The 17,911-nt window shown below is 73.6% G+C and carries 18 protein-coding genes; 12 read left to right on the top strand and 6 right to left on the bottom strand.

Going from position 1 to position 17,911, the window contains the following annotated elements; all coding sequences use genetic code 11:
• Positions 1 to 69 precede the first annotated feature (69 nt).
• Positions 70 to 1,707 carry a phosphoglucomutase (alpha-D-glucose-1,6-bisphosphate-dependent) gene (gene pgm, locus ACLQ2R_RS27370; protein ID WP_425963542.1) on the bottom strand — a complete coding sequence of 546 codons (1,638 nt, stop codon included), beginning with the start codon at positions 1,705 to 1,707 and terminating at the stop codon, positions 70 to 72.
• Between the two features lie 354 nt (positions 1,708 to 2,061).
• On the opposite strand from pgm, the gene ACLQ2R_RS27365 reads away from it, so the two are divergent.
• The 5 genes from ACLQ2R_RS27365 (at position 2,062) to ACLQ2R_RS27345 (ending at position 6,534) form a co-directional block, all read left to right on the top strand.
• Positions 2,062 to 3,066 (top strand): ROK family protein, encoded by a 1,005-nt coding sequence (locus tag ACLQ2R_RS27365; RefSeq protein ID WP_425963541.1) that lies wholly within the window; start codon positions 2,062 to 2,064, stop codon positions 3,064 to 3,066.
• 61 nt (positions 3,067 to 3,127) lie between these two features.
• Positions 3,128 to 3,877 (top strand): sugar phosphate isomerase/epimerase family protein, encoded by a 750-nt coding sequence (locus tag ACLQ2R_RS27360; protein ID WP_425963540.1) that lies wholly within the window; start codon positions 3,128 to 3,130, stop codon positions 3,875 to 3,877.
• Positions 3,874 to 4,986, top strand: a complete 1,113-nt coding sequence (locus ACLQ2R_RS27355; RefSeq protein ID WP_425963538.1) for a Gfo/Idh/MocA family protein — start codon at positions 3,874 to 3,876, stop codon at positions 4,984 to 4,986. Before ACLQ2R_RS27360 ends, ACLQ2R_RS27355 begins: the two co-directional genes overlap by 4 nt.
• 133 nt (positions 4,987 to 5,119) lie before the next feature.
• Positions 5,120 to 5,731, top strand: a complete 612-nt coding sequence (locus ACLQ2R_RS27350) for a TetR/AcrR family transcriptional regulator (protein ID WP_425963537.1) — start codon at positions 5,120 to 5,122, stop codon at positions 5,729 to 5,731.
• Positions 5,728 to 6,534, top strand: a complete 807-nt coding sequence (locus ACLQ2R_RS27345) for a VC0807 family protein (protein ID WP_425963536.1) — start codon at positions 5,728 to 5,730, stop codon at positions 6,532 to 6,534. The genes ACLQ2R_RS27350 and ACLQ2R_RS27345 overlap by 4 nt, the downstream gene beginning before the upstream one ends.
• Here ACLQ2R_RS27345 and ACLQ2R_RS27340 read toward each other — a convergent pair.
• Entirely contained in the window at positions 6,479 to 6,772 is a 294-nt protein-coding gene (locus ACLQ2R_RS27340) for a hypothetical protein (RefSeq protein ID WP_425963534.1), read from the bottom strand. The two genes, ACLQ2R_RS27345 and ACLQ2R_RS27340, sit on opposite strands and share 56 nt — an antisense overlap.
• A 17-nt stretch (positions 6,773 to 6,789) precedes the next feature.
• On the opposite strand from ACLQ2R_RS27340, the gene ACLQ2R_RS27335 reads away from it, so the two are divergent.
• Together ACLQ2R_RS27335 and ACLQ2R_RS27330 are read left to right on the top strand one after the other, a co-directional pair.
• On the top strand, positions 6,790 to 7,425 hold the full coding sequence (locus tag ACLQ2R_RS27335) for a hypothetical protein (RefSeq protein ID WP_425963533.1): 636 nt from the start codon (positions 6,790 to 6,792) through the stop codon (positions 7,423 to 7,425).
• Between the two features lie 114 nt (positions 7,426 to 7,539).
• Complete coding sequence (locus ACLQ2R_RS27330) at positions 7,540 to 8,763, top strand: NAD(P)/FAD-dependent oxidoreductase (protein WP_425963532.1); 1,224 nt, start codon at positions 7,540 to 7,542, stop codon at positions 8,761 to 8,763.
• 59 nt (positions 8,764 to 8,822) lie between these two features.
• On the opposite strand, the gene ACLQ2R_RS27325 is transcribed toward ACLQ2R_RS27330, so the two are convergent.
• Positions 8,823 to 9,284, bottom strand: a complete 462-nt coding sequence (locus ACLQ2R_RS27325) for a PPOX class F420-dependent oxidoreductase (protein ID WP_425963531.1) — start codon at positions 9,282 to 9,284, stop codon at positions 8,823 to 8,825.
• Positions 9,285 to 9,489: 205 nt separating this feature from the next.
• On the opposite strand from ACLQ2R_RS27325, the gene ACLQ2R_RS27320 reads away from it, so the two are divergent.
• Together ACLQ2R_RS27320 and ACLQ2R_RS27315 are read left to right on the top strand one after the other, a co-directional pair.
• The gene (locus ACLQ2R_RS27320; RefSeq protein WP_425963530.1) at positions 9,490 to 10,170 is read left to right on the top strand and encodes a fasciclin domain-containing protein; all 681 of its coding nucleotides are present in this window, start codon (positions 9,490 to 9,492) and stop codon (positions 10,168 to 10,170) included.
• 292 nt (positions 10,171 to 10,462) lie between these two features.
• Positions 10,463 to 12,106 (top strand): RecQ family ATP-dependent DNA helicase, encoded by a 1,644-nt coding sequence (locus tag ACLQ2R_RS27315; RefSeq protein ID WP_425963529.1) that lies wholly within the window; start codon positions 10,463 to 10,465, stop codon positions 12,104 to 12,106.
• Between the two features lie 106 nt (positions 12,107 to 12,212).
• Here ACLQ2R_RS27315 and ACLQ2R_RS27310 read toward each other — a convergent pair whose 3' ends face one another.
• From ACLQ2R_RS27310 to ACLQ2R_RS27300, 3 genes are all read right to left on the bottom strand, one after another.
• The gene (locus tag ACLQ2R_RS27310) at positions 12,213 to 13,031 is read right to left on the bottom strand and encodes an SAM-dependent methyltransferase (protein WP_425963527.1); all 819 of its coding nucleotides are present in this window, start codon (positions 13,029 to 13,031) and stop codon (positions 12,213 to 12,215) included.
• A gap of 121 nt (positions 13,032 to 13,152) precedes the next feature.
• On the bottom strand, positions 13,153 to 13,971 hold the full coding sequence (locus ACLQ2R_RS27305; protein ID WP_425963526.1) for an SAM-dependent methyltransferase: 819 nt from the start codon (positions 13,969 to 13,971) through the stop codon (positions 13,153 to 13,155).
• Positions 13,972 to 14,106: 135 nt separating this feature from the next.
• On the bottom strand, positions 14,107 to 14,610 hold the full coding sequence (locus ACLQ2R_RS27300) for an ATP-binding protein (RefSeq protein WP_425963524.1): 504 nt from the start codon (positions 14,608 to 14,610) through the stop codon (positions 14,107 to 14,109).
• Positions 14,611 to 14,839: 229 nt separating this feature from the next.
• On the opposite strand from ACLQ2R_RS27300, the gene ACLQ2R_RS27295 reads away from it, so the two are divergent.
• From ACLQ2R_RS27295 to ACLQ2R_RS27285, 3 genes are all read left to right on the top strand, one after another.
• Positions 14,840 to 15,076, top strand: a complete 237-nt coding sequence (locus ACLQ2R_RS27295) for a DUF397 domain-containing protein (protein WP_425963522.1) — start codon at positions 14,840 to 14,842, stop codon at positions 15,074 to 15,076.
• 137 nt (positions 15,077 to 15,213) lie between these two features.
• Complete coding sequence (locus ACLQ2R_RS27290; RefSeq protein ID WP_425963520.1) at positions 15,214 to 16,140, top strand: helix-turn-helix domain-containing protein; 927 nt, start codon at positions 15,214 to 15,216, stop codon at positions 16,138 to 16,140.
• A gap of 202 nt (positions 16,141 to 16,342) precedes the next feature.
• A complete protein-coding gene (locus ACLQ2R_RS27285; RefSeq protein ID WP_425963519.1) occupies positions 16,343 to 17,899 on the top strand; it encodes an SDR family oxidoreductase in 1,557 nt (518 codons plus the stop codon).
• The last annotated feature ends 12 nt before the right edge of the window (positions 17,900 to 17,911 follow it).

Here is a 17,911-nt window from a genome sequence, read left to right as displayed (position 1 = left end):
CCCCCCGCGCCCGCGCCGCCCCGGCGGGGCCCCCGCGGGGGCCGGGAACCGGCCCGGGCGGCTCCGCTGTCAGCCCAGCGAGGCCGAGACCAGGTCGCGGGCCTCCTGCTGCACCAGGGCCAGGTGCTCGGGCCCCTTGAAGGACTCCGCGTAGATCTTGTACACGTCCTCGGTGCCCGAGGGGCGGGCCGCGAACCAGGCGTTCTCGGTGGAGACCTTGAGCCCGCCCAGGGCGGCCCCGTTGCCGGGCGCGGAGGTGAGGACCTGCGTGATCGCCTCCCCGGCGAGGGTGTCCGCGGTGACCTGCTCGGCCGAGAGCTTGGCGAGCACCGCCTTCTCCTCCCGGGTCGCGGGGGCGTCGACGCGGGCGTATGCCGGGTCGCCGAACCTGGCGGTCAGGTCGCCGTAGTGCTCGCTCGGCGAGCGGCCGGTGGTACCGATGATCTCCGCCGCGAGCAGCGCCAGGATCAGGCCGTCCTTGTCGGTGGTCCACACCGAGCCGTCCCGCCGCAGGAACGACGCCCCGGCGCTCTCCTCGCCGCCGAAGCCGAGCGAGCCGTCCAGCAGTCCCGGCACGAACCACTTGAACCCGACGGGGACCTCCATCAGGCGCCGCCCCAGGTCGGCGGCGACCCGGTCGATCATGCCGCTGCTCACCAGCGTCTTGCCGACCCCGGCGTCCGCGGGCCAGCCGGAGCGGTGGGAGTACAGGTAGGAGATGGCCACGGCCAGATAGTGGTTGGGGTTCATCAGCCCCCCGTCGGGGGTGACGATGCCGTGCCGGTCGGCGTCGGCGTCGTTGCCGGTGGAGACGGCGAAGGCGTCCCGGTTGGAGATCAGCGAGGCCATCGCGTACGGCGACGAGCAGTCCATCCGGATCTTGCCGTCCCAGTCGAGGGTCATGAAGCGCCACGTCGGGTCGGTCAGCGGGTTGATCACCGTCAGGTCCAGCCGGTGCCGGTCGGCGATCTCCCCCCAGTAGGCGACGCTCGCCCCGCCCAGCGGGTCGGCGCCGATGCGCACCCCGGCCGCCCGGACGGCGTCCAGGTCGAGCACCGAGGGCAGGTCGTCCACGTAGTGGCCGAGGAAGTCGTGGCGGGCGGTGGTGTCGGCGGCCAGCGCCCTGGCGTAGGGGATCCGCCGGACCTCTTTCAGGCCGCCGGCGATCAGCGCGTTGGCCCGGTCCTGGATCCACGAGGTGGCGTCGGTGTCGGCCGGGCCACCGTGCGGCGGGTTGTACTTGAAGCCGCCGTCACCCGGCGGGTTGTGCGAGGGGGTCACCACCACGCCGTCGGCCCGCCCGGACGTCCGGTCGCGGTTGTACGCCAGGATCGCGTGCGAGACCGCCGGGGTCGGGGTGTACCCGTCCCGGCTGTCGATCATGACCGTCACGCCGTTGGCGGCGAAGACCTCCAGCGCCGACACCCGGGCCGGCTCCGAGAGCGCGTGGCTGTCGGCGCCCAGGAACAGCGGCCCGTCGACGCCCTGGGCCGCCCGGTACTCCACGATGGCCTGGCTGGTGGCGAGGATGTGGTCCTCGTTGAACGCCACGTTCAGCGCGGAGCCCCGATGCCCCGACGTGCCGAAGGCGACCCGCTGGCCGACCTCGCCCGGGTCGGGGTGCAGCGCGTAGTAGGAGGTCACCAGACGGGCCACGTCCACCAGGTCGGACGGCTCGGCGGGCCGCCCCGCGCGTTCATGCGTCATCGCACTCTCCTCACATCGCTCCTGTGCCAACCGTATCCACGTGAATTCCACGGGGTTCCGGCAACCCACCGCATTTCTCCCGATCCTCTCTGCCCTCGGTTCCGGAGGTATCCCCGCGTTCCCGTCGCCGGCCCGGGGGCGTCCGCGCGCTCCCCGCCGCCGCGCGCCGCGGCGCGTCGTCGAACAACGTTGACAACGTTGTCATCGCCGTCATACCTTCACCCTGTTTGCCCGGTCCGCGGGTGAAGGAACGGTCCGCGGCCCCGACACCCGGAGGATCCCCTTGCCCAGTCGCGTGGCGGCCCCGGCCGTCTGCCCCAGCACCGCGCCGCCGCGCGTCCCGGGGGCCGGAGCATGACCGCCCTCGCGATCGACATCGGGGGGACCACGTTCGCCGCGGCCCTGGTCGCCCCGGACGGGAGCATGGCGCGCAGGACGGAGAGGCCGGTCGGCCCCGACCCCTCGGCGACCCTGGCCGCGCTGGTCCGCGAGGTGGCGGGCACCGAGGGCACCGGGGGCACCGGGGGCGCGATGGGGGCGGAGGGGGCGGACGGCGCCGCCCGCCCCGGCGACCCGGCCGGTGCCGGTCCGCGCGGCCTGACCGGGATCGGGATCGGTTCGGCCGGCCCCCTGGACGCCGTCGCCGGCACGGTGAGCCCGGTCAACATCCCCTCCTGGCGTGACTTCCCGCTGGCCGGGACGGTCGGCGAGCTCCTTCCCGGCGTCCCCGTCGTACTGGCGGGGGACGCGCAGTGCATGGCGCTGGGGGAGTGGTGGCGGGGCGGGCACGGCTCGCGGTCCCGTGCCCTGCTCGGCATCGTGGTCTCCACCGGGGTGGGCGGCGGGCTCGTCCTCGACGGCGTGCCCTACCTGGGACCGACCGGGAACGCCGGGCACATCGGGCACATCTCCGTGGACCGCGACGGGGAGCCCTGCCCCTGCGGCGCGGTCGGCTGCCTGGAGACGGTCGCCTGCGGCCCGGCCATGGTCCGCTGGGCACTGGCGAACGGCTGGAGCCCGGCCGTTCCCGGCCCGGACGCGCGGGCGCTCGCGGCCGACGCCGCGCGGGGCGTCCCCGTCGCCCGGACGGCCTTCCAGCGGGCCGCCGACGCGTTGGCCGTGGGCATCCTCACCACGGCGGCGCTCTTCGACATCGACGACGTCGTCATCGGCGGCGGCGTGTCCGGCGCCGGGGAGACCCTGCTCGCCCCGCTGCGCCAGGCCGTCGCCGGGCAGGCCGGGCTGGGCTTCCTGCGCCGCCTGACCGTCGGCCGCACCGCGCTGGAACGCGACGCCGGGCTGTACGGGGCCGCCGCCCTGGTCCTGCCCGCGGGGACGAGAAGGCCGGCGCGGGACTGACCGCCGCAGGAAAAGGACCGCCGACGCAGGTCGGACGCAGAACGCCGAAGGGACCACGTCCATGAGCCCACTCGCCGTCCAGCTCTACTCCGTACGGCAGGAGGCGGCCGCCGGCCGCCCCGCCGTCCTCCGCGCGATCGCCGACATGGGATACGGCGCGGTGGAGCCGTACGACGTCCATCTCGATCCCGAGGGCCTGCGGGACGACCTCGCCGAGGCCGGGCTCGCGGTGTGCGGCGTGCACGCCCCGCTGCTCGGCGAGGAACGCGCGGCGGCGCTGGCCGCGGCGGTCACCGTCGGCGCCGGCACCGTCATCGTGCCCTTCGCGCCCGCCGAGTGCTTCGCCGACAGGGAGGGGGTGGAGTCGCTGGCCGCGCGCATCGGCGAGGCGGCCCGCGAGGCCGCCGACCACGGCCTGCGCCTCGGCTACCACAACCACTGGTGGGAGCTGGAGCAGCGGGTGGACGGCCGCCCCGCCCTGGAGGTGCTGGCCGACCTGCTCGACCCCTCGGTGCTGCTGGAGGTCGACCTGTACTGGGCGGCGACCGGAGGGGTGGACCCGGCCGCCCTGCTGGCCCGGCTGGGCGACAGGGTGAGCCACCTGCACGTCAAGGACGGCCCCGCCACCCGGGAGGGGCCGATGACGGCGGTCGGGGCGGGCCGGGTGCCCGTCGTGGAGGCCCTGAACGCCGCGCCGGACGCGACGCGGATCGTGGAGCTCGACCACTGCGCCGGCGACATGCTGCGGGCGCTCGCCGACAGCCACGCCTACCTGACGGACCTGGTCGCGACCGGGCGGGTGAGCCGGTGACCGGTCCCCTCGGCCCCGTCGGCGTCGCCGTCGTCGGCTGCGGCACCATCAGCCACCAGTACCTGGCCAATCTCGCGACCTTCCCCGGCGTGCGGGTGGTGGCCTGCGCCGACCTCGACCTGGAGCGCGCCCGGGAGGTCGCCGCGCGGTACGGCGTGCCGGTGGCGGCCACCCCTCCGGAGGCGATCTCCCACCCGGACGTGGAGCTGGTGGTCAACCTCACGATCCCCTCCGCGCACGCCGAGGTGGCGCTGGCCGCGGTCGCGGCCGGGCGGCACGTCTACAACGAGAAGCCCTTCACCGCCGACCGGGAGTCCGGCGCGGCGCTGGTCGAGGCCGCGGCGTCGGCGGGGGTGCTGCTGGGCAGCGCCCCCGACACCTTCCTGGGCGCCGGGCTGCAGACCGCCGCCCGGATCGTCGCCGAGGGCGGCATCGGCACGCCGCTCAGCGCGCTGACCCTGCTCCAGGGGCCGGGACCCGAGTCGTGGCACCCCAGCCCGGAGTTCCTGTTCCAGCCGGGAGCCGGGCCGCTGTTCGACATGGGCCCCTACTACCTGACGGCGCTGGCCACCCTGTTCGGCCCGGCGCGCAGGGTGGCCGCGGTCGCCCGCAGGGCCAGGGACGAGAGGGTCGTCGGCTCCGGCCCCCGGGCCGGGACGCGCTTTCCCGTCGAGGTCCCCACCCACGTGACCGCGCTCGTGGAGTTCGCCGCGGGGCAGGCCGCCACGATGGTGTTCACCTTCGACTCCCCGCTCCGCCGCGCCGGGTTCGTCGAGATCACCGGGACCGAGGCGACCATGCGGGTGCCCGATCCCAACACCTTCGGCGGCGAGGTCCGGCTGCGCCGGGCGGGCGACGACGACTGGACGCCGGTGCCCGTCGAGGGCGCCGAGGCCGGCCGCGGTCTCGGCGTGCTCGACATGGCGCAGGCCGTCCGCGAGGGGCGGCCGCACCGGGCCACCGGCGAGCTGGGCCTGCACGTCCTGGACACGATGATCGCCGTCACCGAGTCGGCGGAGCGGGCCTCGTTCGTGGAGATCGGCAGCGGCTGCCCGGTGCCGGAACCGCTGCCGAGGGGGTGGGACCCGACGGCGATCCGGTTCGGCTGACCCGGGCGCGCGGGCATCGCGCGGACGCCGTACGGGGACGGCACGCACCGGCGGTGAGCGGCGGGGAGGAGGGCCCGGCCGGTGCGCGCCGTGCGCCCTTGCGGACGTTACTCACCTGAGTTATTTTTTACTCATGCAAGTAACAAAGCCTCCGAGTCCCGCGGCCGTCGCGCGGCGCGCGCAGATCGTGGAGGCGGCCGTCGAGACCATCGCCGAGCTGGGCTACGGGCACGCCTCCTTCGCCCGCATCGCCGAGCGGGCCGGGCTCAGCAGCACCCGCCTGATCTCGTACCACTTCCGCGGCAAGGACGAGCTGATCGCCCGCATCATCGCCCAGATCTACGGCGAGATGGGCGACTTCATGTCCGCGCGGCTCCGGGCGGAGACGACGGCCGCCGGGACGATCAGGGCCTACATCACCGGGACCGTCGAGTTCATCGCGACCCACCGCGCCCGGATGAGGGCGCTGTACGAGATCTTCGTCAACCACCGCCCCGAGGACGGCGAGGGGTCCTACGACGCCGCCACCGACCTGGGCGTCCTGTCCCGCATCGAGGAGGTCCTGCGCTGGGGGCAGCGGGAGGGCGAGTTCCGCTCCTTCGAGCCCAGGGTGATGGCGATGAGCATCCAGCGGTCCGTGGACGGGCTGCCCTTCCTGCTGGAGAGCGGCGCCGACGTCGACACCGCTCTCTACGCCGCCGAGCTGGTGACCATCTTCGACCTGGCCACCCGGAGCGGGAGATGAGAACGAGCCGCCGCACCGCGGCCGTGCTGATGCTGGTGGACTTCGTGCTGCCCGTCGGGCTCTACTACGCCCTGCGCGCGGCGGACGTCGGCTACGTCACCGCCCTGGTCGTCAGCTCCCTGGTGCCCGGCACCGGGATGGTCGTCACCCTCGCCAGGGAACGCCGCCTGGACTCGGTGGGGCTGTTCATGACGAGCCTCATGCTGCTGAGCGCGGGGCTGTCGGTCATCGGCGGCAGCCCGAGGTTCCTGCTCCTCAAGGGCGCCCTGCTGATGGTCCTGGCAGGCGGCTGGTTCCTGGCCACCGTGCGCGGGCCGAGCCCGCTGGCGCTGCGGTTCTCCCGGCCGCTGCTGGAGGGCAGGACCGGCGACAGGCGGGCGTCCTGGGACGAGCTGTGGGAGACCTCGCCGCGCTTCCGGCGCGTATGGCGCGTCTGCACGGCCGCCTGGGGGATCGGGGCGCTGGTCGACGCGGCCGTACGGACGCTGATCGCCCTGACCTTCCCGATCGACCTGGCCGTCGGGCTGGGCGGCCTGCAGTACGGGATCTACTCGGTCGTGATGCTGGTGATCCTCAACGTCTACCAGGCGCGCGCCGGCCTTCACGATCCCCGCTCCGCGCTCTACCGCACGCCGCGGGAGGCCGCGGGGGACTCCACGGCGGAGGTCGCGCCCGGACCCGTGCCCCGCCGCGTGCCCGGGGACGCGCCGCGGGAGCCCGCGCCGGGCGCGGACGGATCGTTCAGCGCTACCGGCCCAGCAGGGAGCCCAGCCGGGCCGCCCCGCCCCGGAGCCGCTCCCTGAGCGACCGGTGGGCCCCCGGGGCCGCGGGCATGTCGGAGAAGTCGCCGGCGGGGACGGCCGCGGAGGCGCCGGCGGGCCTGAGGTCGTCCTCGGGCGGCTCCTCCAGCCGGGCGCGCAGCCGGGTCCGGATCTCCTCGGGCGTGTAGGCCTGGCGGCGGCGCTCCGCCCGCGCGATCACCACGCCCGTCGCCGCGACGCCCGCGACACCGGCCAGACCCAGTACCTTCCACCATCGCATGTGCCTACGCTATCGGAATGTCCGGCAAGAGCATCAGCCTCGATGAGGCCGTCAACCTGACCCGCACCGGCGACGTGTGGCTGTTCCGTGGCCGAACGGTCCCCGATCGCGCCATCCAGACCGTGACCAACAGCCCGGTGAACCACGTCGGCATGTCGGTCGTCATCGACGACATGCCCCCGCTGATGTGGCACGCCGAGCTGGGACGGTCGCTGCCCGACCTGTGGTCGGGAACCCACCAGCGCGGCGTCCAGCTGCACGACCTGCGCGAGGCCGTCACGGTCTGGGCCACCCGCTACGGCCAGCGCGGCTGGCTGCGGCAGCTGTCGCCGGAGCCAGCCCGGGAGATGGAGGACGCCGTCCTGCGGACCGTCGCGCGGCTGGACGGCACCCCCTTCCCGTCCACCAGCAGGCTCGCCGGCCGCTGGCTGAGGGGACGGGTGCCCACGCTCCTGAGGCGGGCCGCGCAGGACAACGCCCTGGAGAGCGCGTACTGCGCGGAGGTCGTCGCCGTCACCTACGAGGCGATGGGCCTGCTGCCCGCCGGGCGGCGCCCGAACTGGTACGACCCGGGCCGGTTCTGGAGCGGCGACGACCTGGACCTGGAGGGCGGGTTCCGGCTCGGGGGAGAGATCACCGTGAAGCTGGGGTAGGCCCCGTGAGGAACGGGCGGCGGGCGCAACCCAAGGCGCCCGCCGCCCGAAGACACAGGCGACGGCCCCCGGTCCGCGGGAGCCGCGCCGTCGTGGACCCAGGGGAGATTCGTCATGCCGGACACGGTGATCGTCGTCGGCGCGGGCCTGGCCGGCCTCGCGTGCGCGCTGCGGCTGCGCTCGGCCGGGGTGGACGTGCGCGTCCTCGACGCGGCCGGCGAGGTGGGCGGCCGGGTGCGCACCGACGTCGTGGACGGCTTCCGGCTGGACCACGGCTTCCAGGTGTTCAACACCGCCTACCCCGAGGCCGCCCGCGTCCTCGACCTCGGCGCCCTGGACCTGCGCGCGATCCCGTCGGGGGTGATCTCCTTCGACGAGGGACGGCGGGAGCGGCTCATGCTGCCCTGGCGTCACCCGTCCCAGGCGTTCAGCGGGGTGCTGGCCGACGTGGGCACGCCCGTGGACAAGGCGGTCCTGGCCGCGCTGACCACGCGCGACATCGTGCTGCCGGCGAGCCGGCTGCGCGCCGGGCGCGAGCGCACCACCCTGGAGGAGCTGAAGCACTGGGGCGTCTCGCCCAAGATGGTGGAGAAGCTGATCCGCCCCTTCCTGGCGGGCGTGGTGCTGGAGCGGGAGCTGGAGACCTCCAGCCGTTTCTTCCACCTGATCTGGCGCACCTTCGCGCGCGGCACGATCGCGGTGCCCGCGCTCGGCATGGGCGAGATCACCCGGCAGCTCGCCGCCCGCCTGCCGGCGGAGGCGGTCACGCTGGAGACCCCGGTCATCGCGGTGACCGAGGAGGGGGTGGAGACGGCCCAGGGCGGGACGATCCCGGCCCGCGCCGTGGTGGTGGCGACCGACCCCGCCATGGCCGCCGCGCTCCACCCGGGGCTGGAGATCCCCGCGATGCGCTCGGTGACGACCTTCTACCACGCGGCCTCGCGCCCGCCCACGGACGACGCCACCCAGTTCGTCGACGTGCAGGGGGAGATCACCGACACCCTGGTCATCAGCAACACCGCGCCCGCGTACGCCCCGCCGGGCCGCGCGCTGATCTCCACCTCGGTGCTGGGGGTGCTCACCGACGCCGACGAGCCCCGGGTGCGGGCGCGGCTGGCGCGGATCTACGACACCGACGCCTCCGGCTGGGAGCACCTGGCGACGTACGCCGTCGAGGGGGCGCTGCCCGCGATGACGCCGCCGTTCTCGATGCGCCACCCGGTCCGCCTCGGGCCGGGGCGCTACGTGTGCGGCGACCACCGCGACACCGGTTCGCAGCAGGGCGCCCTGGTCTCCGGGCGGCGGGCGGCCGACGCCGTCCTGGCCGACCGGCGCTGAACGGGGCGGGACGGCTGGAGAGACAGAGGGGACGGGCTCGGGAGGGCGGGGGAGAGGGCTCAGGCCAGGCGGGCGGGGAAGCCGCCGGTGGCGATCGGGCCCCAGCGCTCCGGGGTGACGCGCAGCAGCGACTTGCCCTGCCGGGTCATGGCCTCGCGGTACTCCGCCCAGTCCGGGTGCTCGCCGGAGATCGACCGGTAGTACTCCACCAGCGGTTCGAGCGCCTCGGGCAGGTCGAGCACCTCGGCCGTGCCGTCCACCTGCACCCACGGGCCGTCGAAGTCGTCCGACAGGACCACGACGCTCACCCGGGGGTCGCGGCGCGCGTTGGCGGCCTTGGCGCGCTCGGGGTAGGTGGACACCACGACGCGGCCCTCGGCGTCGAGACCGCAGGTCACCGGGGACGCCTGCGGCCTGCCGTCGCCCCGCGCCGTGATGACCAGCGCGCGGTGACGGTCGCGCAGGAAGTCGAGCAGGCCCTCCCGGGAGACGGTCTGATTGGTGGCGATCCTGGGGCTCATGGTTCCACTGTACGTGGGTGGGACGAACCCGTATTCACGCCCCGACGAATGGAAAATAGCTATCTTTCTTGGGAGATATGTAGTCAAGAGTGCTCTAATGGGGCATTTAGCATCAAATTTCAGGGAATTGATCTCCAATACAGCACATGAGCGGTTCTGGCCCGTCCGGCCCGAGCGGCTCATCCGCCCGAAGAAGGAGATAACCGTGAAGCAGAAGTCTCTTCTGGCATCGGCCCTGACCGTGCTCGCGCTGACCGCCGCCCCCGTCGCCGCCGAGGCCGGGACCGGCGCCTTCGCGCGTACCCTCTCGCCGACGCCGGTCCCCACGGACATGGCCTCCCCGCCGGCGGAGAGCGCCTCGCCCACGGATTCCGTCATGCCCACGGACGGCACCTCGCCGTCGGCGGGCGCCGCGGGCGAACCGTTCGGTCCCGCCTGCGCGTCCCTGCCCACCAGCGGGGCGGGCAGCCCGGCCGAGATGGCCACCCAGCCGGTCGCCACCGCGGCCTCGTCCAACCCCGAGCTGTCCACGCTCGCGCAGGCCATCGAGCAGGCCGGCCTGACCGAGACGCTCAACTCGGCCAAGGACATCACCGTGTTCGCGCCGACCAACGACGCGTTCGACAAGATCCCGAAGGACACGCTCGACAAGGTCCTGGCCGACAAGGAGCAGCTCACCAAGCTCCTGACCTACCACGTCGTCGAGGGGAAGAAGACCCAGCAGGACCTCGCCGACGGCGAGCTGACCACCATGCAGGGCGGCACGCTCACCGTCCAGGGCTCGGGCCAGGAGTACACGGTCAACGACGCCAAGGTCGTCTGCGGCAACGTCCAGACCTCCAACGCCGTCGTCTACCTGATCGACACGGTCCTGATGCCCAAGTGAGCACGGTGTCCGAGGCGGCCACGGCCCGAAAAGGGCGGGCCGTGACGCCGGCCGGAGCCTGATCCGGCCGGTCGGGCCCGTGGTCCGACGGAGGGGTGCCCGCGGGAGGTGCCCCTCACCCGTGTCCGGACCCCGTTCCGTGTCCCTCCCCGCGCCCCGTCCTCGTCTTCTCCCCATCCTTCCGTCATGCTCTCCGCCCAGCTCATGCCCGCGGACCGGGTCCGCGCCGCGACGGCCGGGGACTACCGCGCCGATCATGGGGTAACGGGGGCGGGACACGGAAGGCGGAGGCATGAGCATCAAGGACAGGTTCGGGCCGCGGGCGCGGAAGTTGCGCTCGGTGGCCCGCAAGGTCTTCGGCTGGAAGGACCTGCGACCCGGGCAGCTCGACGCGATGCGTCACCTGCTCGAAGGCGGTGACGCCCTCGTCGTCATGCCCACCGGCAGCGGCAAGTCGGCCGTCTACCAGGTGCCCGCGCTGCTGCTCGACGGCCCCACCGTGGTCGTCTCGCCGCTCATCGCCCTGCAGCGCGACCAGGTCGCCGGGCTGGCCGAGGCCGACGCCGGAGGCGCGGTCGCGGTCAACTCCGCCCAGTCCGGCGCGGAGGCGTCGCTGGAGGAGGTACGCGCCGGCACCACCGAGTTCGTCTTCCTCTCCCCCGAGCAGCTCGCCAAACCGGAGACCGTGGAGCGGCTGCGCGCCGCGCGCCCCTCGCTGATCGCCATCGACGAGGCGCACTGCGTGTCGGCGTGGGGTCACGACTTCCGGCCCGACTACCTGCGGCTCGGACAGGTCATCGAGCGGCTGGGCCACCCCCCGGTGGTGGCGCTGACCGCCACCGCCACCCCCTCGGTGCGCGAGGAGATCGTCACCTCCCTCGGCCTGAGGAACGTCCGCCAGATCGTGCGGGGCTTCGACCGGCCCAACATCGACCTGGAGGTACGGCGATTCGTCACCCAGGAGGACCTGCGGCGGGCACTGGTGGAGGACGCCGTGTCCCGCGAGGGGCTCGGCCTCGTCTACGTGGCCACCCGCAAGGCCGCCGAGGAGTACGCCGCCGCGCTGCGCGAGGCCGGTCGCAGGGCCGAGCCCTACCACGCGGGCATGAAGGCGGCCGAGCGCCACCGGATCCACGAGATGTTCCGCGACGACGAGCTGGACGTGGTCGTGGCCACCTCGGCGTTCGGCATGGGCATCGACAAGCCGGACGTGCGGTTCGTGCTGCACGCCTCCCCGCCGGAGTCGCCGGACTCCTACTACCAGGAGATCGGCCGTGCCGGACGCGACGGGAAGCCGGCCGCCGCGGTGCTGTTCTACCGGTCCGAGGACCTCGGGCTGCGCAGGTTCTTCGCCGGCGGGCGCGCCGACGAGGAGCTCCTGCTGCGGGTCGCCACGCTGGTGGGCGAGCACGGCGGCACCGTGCCCACCGGTGAGCTGCGCGGCGTGCTCGACATCGGCGCCACCCGGCTGACCCGGGTGGTCAACCTGCTGGAGCGGGCGGGCAGCGTCCGGGTCACCCCCAAGGGCGACCTGCGCCGGGTGCCCGGCGCGCCCGGCCCCGAGGAGGCCACCGCCCGCGCCGTCGAGCTGGACGAGACCCGCCGCCGCATCGACGACTCGCGGATCGACATGATGCGCGGGTACGCCGAGACCACCGGCTGCCGCCGCCGCTTCCTGCTGGAGTACTTCGGCGAGCCGCGCGAGCGTGCCTGCGACGCCTGCGACACCTGCCGCGCGGGCCTGCCCGACGAGGCCGAGACCGTGGCCGAGGGGCCGTTCGCGATGCACGCCCGGGTACGGCACAGCGCCTGGGGCGCGGGAATGGTGATGAGCAGGGAGAGCGACCGGATCACCGTGCTGTTCGACGAGGTCGGCTACAAGACGCTCTCGCTGGAGGCAGTCGAACGCGAGGACCTCCTGGTCCCCGCCGGGTGACCCCACCGGGCCGCCCGCCACCGGGCGGCCCGGCGTACCGGCCACCGTGCGGCTCGATGTCCCCCGATGTCCCCCGATGTCCCCCGGCGTCCCCCGGCGGGCGGGGTCAGCCCTCGGTCTTGCGGCCGATCCCGCCCATCGACCACGTCCTGTCGCCTCCCCGCGTCGTGAGCGGGTTGTCGGGACGCCAGTGACGGAGGTGGACCAGGCCGGGCTCGACGAGCTCCAGCCCGTCGAAGAAACGCAGCACCTGGTCGCTGGTGCGCGAGGCGTCCTCCTGGCGGCCCAGGACGCGCCGGTAGATGTCGACCAGCGGGCCGGCCGCCTCGGGACGCGTGTCGAAGACGACGTGGGCGATGGCGAAGTGGCTGCCGACCGGCACGGCCTCGCGCAGGACGGCGACGCTCTTGTGGGGATCGTCCTCGTCGGGGATGAACTGCAGGGCCGACAGGATCAGCACGGCCACCGGCCGCTCCAGGTCGATCAGGCGCCGCAGCCCGGGATCGTTCAGCAGCTCCCGGGGGTGCAGCACGTCGCCCTCGACGACGGTGACGCGCTCGTCGGTGGCGAGCATGGCGCGGGCGTGGGAGAGCACGACCGGATCGGTGGCGACGTAGACCACCCGGGTGTCCGGCTCGACCTCCTGGGCCACCTGGTGGACGTTGCGGGGGCCGGGCAGCCCGGAGCCGATGACGAGGAACTGCCTCATGCCCTCTTCGGCGAGGTGGCGCACCACCCGGCCGAGGAAGGCGTGGGACTCCTGGGCCATGGCCCTGATCTCCGGCGCGACGGCGAGCACCCGCTCGGCCGCCTCGCGGTCGGCGGCGAAGTTGTCCTTGCCGCCCAGGAAGTAGTCGTTCATCCGGGCGACGTTGGGCACGCTCGTGTTCAGGCCGGGAACCGGCCGCCGTTCGGCGTCGCTCATGCGTCGTCCTCTCCGCTACCTGTGACATCAAAGGACCGCACGCCCGGTGAACGGATGTCAAGGCCCGTGCCGGATCCAGGATCCCCGCGCGTCCCGTCCCGGTCTGGTCTCCCCACGGGGCCTACTCCTTGACCCCGACCCCGCCGACGACCCAGATGGGGGCGGGGTGATGGGGCGCCGTCCCGTCCGGCCGCCACTCGGGGATGTAGACCAGGCCCGGTTCGACGAGTCTCAGCCCCTCGAAGAAGGGCTCGACCTCGGCCATGGTCCGCAGGTTGCCGCGGTGGGGGCCGGCGATCGACCCGCGTTCGCGGTAGAGCTCGGAGAGCTTGGCCGTCGTCTCCGGGCACAGGTCCGAGACCGCGTGCGAGAGGGCCAGGTGACTTCCCGGCGCCATGGCCTTCTGCAGGACGGTCGTGATCTGCGTGGCCTCGACGTCGTCGCTGAGGCGGGTCAGCGCCGAGAAGAGCAGGACGGCCACGGGGGCGTCCAGGTCGATCGTGGCGGTGAGGCCGGGGTGTCTCAGCAGCCGCTCGGGGTCCCGGACGTCGGCCTCGACGGCGACGGCCGGGCCGTCCTGCTTCAGCACGGCCTGGGTGTGCACGACCATCATCGGGTCGTGGTCGACGTGGACGACCCGCGCGCCGGGGGCGAGATCGCCCAGGAGCCGGTGCACGCTGTCCTCGTTCGGCAGGCCGCAGCCGATGTCGACGAACTGGCGGACACCGGCCTCGACGAGGAACCGCAGGACGCGGCCGTGGAACCTGCGGCCCTCCCTGGTCAGGGCGGGCAGTTCGGGGGCCAGCGCCAGCGCCATCTGCGCGGTCTCGCGGTCGGCGGCGAAGTTGTCCTTGCCGCCCACGTAGTAGTCGGACATGCGGCCGGCGTTCGGGGTCGTGGGGTCGAACCTGAGGCGTTCGGGCTGTTGCGACGCCATCATGTCCTCCGTCCAGCGATGCGGCTTGCAGCGGACATTATCGGCCTTTTGGCCACGGCGTGACGTTTTTCGGTGTGACTTTCTCCCCTGTGGGTGATGTGTCGTATCTAGTGGGGATTGCCCGTCTTTCGGCCGCGGTCAGTGACAGGGCTCCGGGTGCCGGCCGCTCCCCGGGGGCAGCGCGAAGGCCGCCCACACCGCCTTGCCGCGCTCCTCCAGCGGGGCCCAGCCCCACGTCTGGCTGACACCGTCGATGAGCTGAAGTCCCCGGCCGCACTCGGCCTCGTAGTCGGGCTCGCGCAGGCGAGGGGCCCGGTCGCTGGGGTCGGTGACCGCGCAGAGCATCGAGTGCCCGGTGTGGCAGAGGATCACCGTGACCTCGGGGAGGGGGCAGGCGTGCGGGGCCTCCCGCGTACCGTGGCGCAGCGCGTTGGTCACCAGCTCGGAGACCACGACGCCGGTGTCGTCGATCAGCGGCTCCAGCTCCCAGGCACGCAGCGCCCGTACGGCGAACTCGCGGGCCGTCCGCGCGGCGCGCGGGTCGTGGCGCAGGCTGCGGACGGCCATCTGCATCTGGTCGGCGCGGCCCTCGCCGCCGCTCCAGAAGGGGACGCCGTCGGGGGGGAGTACGTGATCGAGCATCGACAACCACCGTTCCCACCCTCCGATCGCGGATCGGACGGGTGTGGCTTCGTGTCTTCGGTAACCAGTCATCGGAGACCTTGGGGTAGGGCGATCGTGGGCGGACAGAGATCCTTTCAAGCAATCTTGCACGCCGTTATGTGCATAGGCAAGTACAGATGCACGTGCATCTGCACAAATGCCCCTATGCTCATGGGTGTTGTCCCCTCCCACATCCCGAGAGGCGAGGATGAATCCGCCGTACAACGGCATGCCGGCCGCCCACATGGGCGGCGTCGTCTGGCGCAAGAGCCACTTCAGCAATCCGAGTGGCAACTGCGTGGAACTCGCGGAGCTTCCCGACGGCCGGGTCGCCATGCGCAACTCCCGCGACCCCGAGGGGCCCGCGCTCGTCTACACCCGCCACGAGACCGACGCCTTCGTCCGAGGGGTGAAGAGCGGGGAGTTCGACGACCTGATCGCCTGACCGCCCGCCCTCCGGCCGGAGACGGTCGAGGAGTGAGGTTCTCTATGGTCTGCGCGGGACGGGCGGAGTACCGTGAAGGGTCGCGATCGCCGTGAACGGTGGGCGGCGGCTCGCCCCCGTGCCCGAAGGACTGGTAGATGACCACACCCCACGCCGACGGCGGACCGGTCGCCCCGCTCGCGATCGCCGCGCAGCGGGGCAACTCCACCGTCCTGCGGATCGTCCTGGGCGCGCAGCTACGCCGCCTGCGCGAACAGCGCGGCATCAGGCTGGAGGAGGCGGGGTACGCGATCCGCGCCTCGCACTCGAAGGTCAGCCGCATGGAGCTCGGCAGGGTCGGCTTCCGGCTCAGGGACGTGGCCGACCTGCTGACGCTGTACGGGGTGACCGACGACGCCGACCGGGAGCCGCTGCTCTCCCTGGTGGACAGGGCCAACCTCGCCGGCTGGTGGCACAACTACAGCGACGTGCTGCCCGCCTGGTTCGAGACGTACGTGAGCCTGGAGGAGGCCGCCACCGGCATCCGCAACTACGAGGTCCAGTTCGTGCCGGGCCTGCTGCAGAGCGAGGGCTACGCGCGGGCCGTCGTCCAGCTCGGCTTCCCCTCGGCGACCCCCGCCGAGGTCGACCGTCGGGTACGGCTCCGCCTGGCACGCCAGCGGCTCCTGCACCGCCCCGACCCGCCCCGCCTGTGGGCCGTGCTCGACGAGGCCGTGCTGCGCCGCCCGCTCGGCGGCGTCGAGGCGATGTGCGAGCAGATCGACCACATCCTGGAAGCCCTCGAACTGCCCAACGTGACCGTCCAGATCGTGCCCTTCAGCGTCGGCGGCCACGCCGCGGCCGGCGGGCCCTTCAGCATCCTGCGCTTCTCCCAGCCCGACCTGCCCGACGTGGTCTACATGGAGCAGCTCACCAGCGCCGTCTACCTGGAGAAGCGTGACGACGTGGACCGCTACCTGGAGGTCATGGAGCGCCTGTGCATCGAGGCCGAGCCGGCCACGCGCACCCGCGAGATCCTCCTGGGCATCCGCGAGGGGTTCCGGTCCCGGAGCACCGCTCCCTGAGCCGGGGCGCGGTCCCGGGCGGGTTTTCCCGCCGGACCGGCCCGTGCGGCGTCCGCGGCCGGGGGTGGCCGTCTCCCGGGCCGCGGCGCGGTCCCGGAAGGGGCTCTCCCGCCGGACCGGTCCGTGCGCCGTCCACGGTCCCTGGCGCGCTCCCGCGCGGCCCGGCCGCAACCGCCGGAGGGGGCCGTACGAAGATGGGTGAATGAGATGTCTCGTGACCGGTGCGACCGGATACATCGGGGGACGGCTGGTCCCCGAGCTGCTGGACGCGGGTCATGAGGTCCGCTGCATGGCCCGCTCGGCGGGCCGGCTGCGCGACCAGCCGTGGGCCTCGCGGGTCGAGATCGCCCAGGCCGACGCGACCGACGCCGGGCAGGTGGACGAGGCCCTGGAGGGCGTCGACGTCGCCTACTACCTGATCCACACCATGGGCGGGGGCAAGGACTTCGCCGCGGCCGACCGCGAGGCGGCCACCGTCTTCGCCGCCGCGTGCGAGCGGGCCGGGATCCGCCGCGTCGTCTACCTGGGCGGCCTGGCGCCCGACGAGAAGCTCTCGGCGCACATGAGCTCCCGTACCGAGGTGGGGGAGATCTTCCTGGACTCCGCCGTGCCCGCGGTGGTGCTGCGGGCGGCGATGATCATCGGCTCCGGCTCCGCCTCCTTCGAGATGCTGCGCTACCTCACCGAGCGGCTGCCGGTGATGACGACGCCCCGCTGGGTCTCCACCAGGACCCAGCCCATCGCCATCCGCGACGTCCTGCGCTACCTGACGGCCTGGGCGAGCGTGCCGGACGAGGTGAACCGCTCCTTCGACCTCGGCGGCCCCGACGTGCTGACCTACGCCGACATGATGCGCGTCTACGCCGACGTCGCCGGCCTGACCCGCCGGTTGATCATCCCGGTCCCGCTGCTCAGCCCCGGCCTGTCCAGCCACTGGGTGGGGCTGGTCACCCCCGTCCCCGCCGGGCTCGCCCGCCCGCTGGTGGAGTCGCTGCGCAACGAGGCGGTCTGCGGCGAGCACGACGTCGCCCGGTACGTCCCCGACCCGCCCGAAGGCCTGATCGGGCTGCGGCGCGCGGTCGAGCTCGCCCTCAAGAAGATCAAGGAGGCCGGGGTCACCACCCGCTGGTCCTCGGCCTCCACCCCGGGCGCGCCGAGCGACCCGCTGCCCACCGACCCCGACTGGGCGGGCGGCAGCCTCTACCTCGACGCGCGGGCCCGCCGGGTGAACGCCTCCCCGCGGCAGCTCTGGGAGGTCGTCGAGGCGATCGGCGGCGAGGCCGGCTGGTACTCCCTGCCCATCGCCTGGCACGTGCGCGGCCTCATGGACCGCGCGGTCGGCGGCGTGGGCCTGCGCAGGGGACGCCGGGACCCCCGGCGCCTGCGGGTGGGCGACTCGGTCGACTTCTGGCGCGTCGAGGAGGTGCAGCCGGGCCGCCTGCTGCGGCTGCGGGCGGAGATGCGGCTGCCCGGCCTGGCCTGGCTGGAGATGCGGGTGCTCGAACACGAGGGGGAGACCGTCTACGGCCAGCGGGCGATCTTCCACCCCCGAGGACTGTCCGGTCACCTGTACTGGTGGTCGGTCTCGCCCTTCCACACCCTGATCTTCGGCCGGATGCTGCGCAACGTGGCCGCCGCCGCCGAGCACGGACCGGTCTCGCCCCGCCCGTCCCGTGACGGGGGCGCCGGACCCGGGGACGGCCCGGCCGGGTCCGGCGAACCTGCGGCCCCGGCCCGGGACGCGACGGCCCGGCCCTGAACCCCCGCTGAA

This window comes from Streptosporangium sp. DT93 (assembly GCF_049844535.1).
In the GTDB taxonomy this organism is placed as follows: domain Bacteria; phylum Actinomycetota; class Actinomycetes; order Streptosporangiales; family Streptosporangiaceae; genus Streptosporangium.
This window is presented reverse-complemented; position numbering and strand designations above follow the sequence as displayed.

Excerpts from the sequence above, each read along its gene's own strand:
- pgm (WP_425963542.1), bottom strand. The coding sequence starts at position 1,707 with ATGACGCATGAACGCGCGGGGCGGCCCGCCGAGCCGTCCGACCTGGTG.
- ACLQ2R_RS27365 (WP_425963541.1), top strand. The coding sequence starts at position 2,062 with ATGACCGCCCTCGCGATCGACATCGGGGGGACCACGTTCGCCGCGGCC.
- ACLQ2R_RS27360 (WP_425963540.1), top strand. The coding sequence starts at position 3,128 with ATGAGCCCACTCGCCGTCCAGCTCTACTCCGTACGGCAGGAGGCGGCC.
- ACLQ2R_RS27350 (WP_425963537.1), top strand. The coding sequence starts at position 5,120 with ATGCAAGTAACAAAGCCTCCGAGTCCCGCGGCCGTCGCGCGGCGCGCG.
- ACLQ2R_RS27345 (WP_425963536.1), top strand. The coding sequence starts at position 5,728 with ATGAGAACGAGCCGCCGCACCGCGGCCGTGCTGATGCTGGTGGACTTC.
- ACLQ2R_RS27340 (WP_425963534.1), bottom strand. The coding sequence starts at position 6,772 with ATGCGATGGTGGAAGGTACTGGGTCTGGCCGGTGTCGCGGGCGTCGCG.
- ACLQ2R_RS27335 (WP_425963533.1), top strand. The coding sequence starts at position 6,790 with ATGTCCGGCAAGAGCATCAGCCTCGATGAGGCCGTCAACCTGACCCGC.
- ACLQ2R_RS27330 (WP_425963532.1), top strand. The coding sequence starts at position 7,540 with ATGCCGGACACGGTGATCGTCGTCGGCGCGGGCCTGGCCGGCCTCGCG.
- ACLQ2R_RS27325 (WP_425963531.1), bottom strand. The coding sequence starts at position 9,284 with ATGAGCCCCAGGATCGCCACCAATCAGACCGTCTCCCGGGAGGGCCTG.
- ACLQ2R_RS27315 (WP_425963529.1), top strand. The coding sequence starts at position 10,463 with ATGAGCATCAAGGACAGGTTCGGGCCGCGGGCGCGGAAGTTGCGCTCG.
- ACLQ2R_RS27310 (WP_425963527.1), bottom strand. The coding sequence starts at position 13,031 with ATGAGCGACGCCGAACGGCGGCCGGTTCCCGGCCTGAACACGAGCGTG.
- ACLQ2R_RS27305 (WP_425963526.1), bottom strand. The coding sequence starts at position 13,971 with ATGATGGCGTCGCAACAGCCCGAACGCCTCAGGTTCGACCCCACGACC.
- ACLQ2R_RS27300 (WP_425963524.1), bottom strand. The coding sequence starts at position 14,610 with ATGCTCGATCACGTACTCCCCCCCGACGGCGTCCCCTTCTGGAGCGGC.
- ACLQ2R_RS27295 (WP_425963522.1), top strand. The coding sequence starts at position 14,840 with ATGAATCCGCCGTACAACGGCATGCCGGCCGCCCACATGGGCGGCGTC.
- ACLQ2R_RS27290 (WP_425963520.1), top strand. The coding sequence starts at position 15,214 with ATGACCACACCCCACGCCGACGGCGGACCGGTCGCCCCGCTCGCGATC.
- ACLQ2R_RS27285 (WP_425963519.1), top strand. The coding sequence starts at position 16,343 with ATGAGATGTCTCGTGACCGGTGCGACCGGATACATCGGGGGACGGCTG.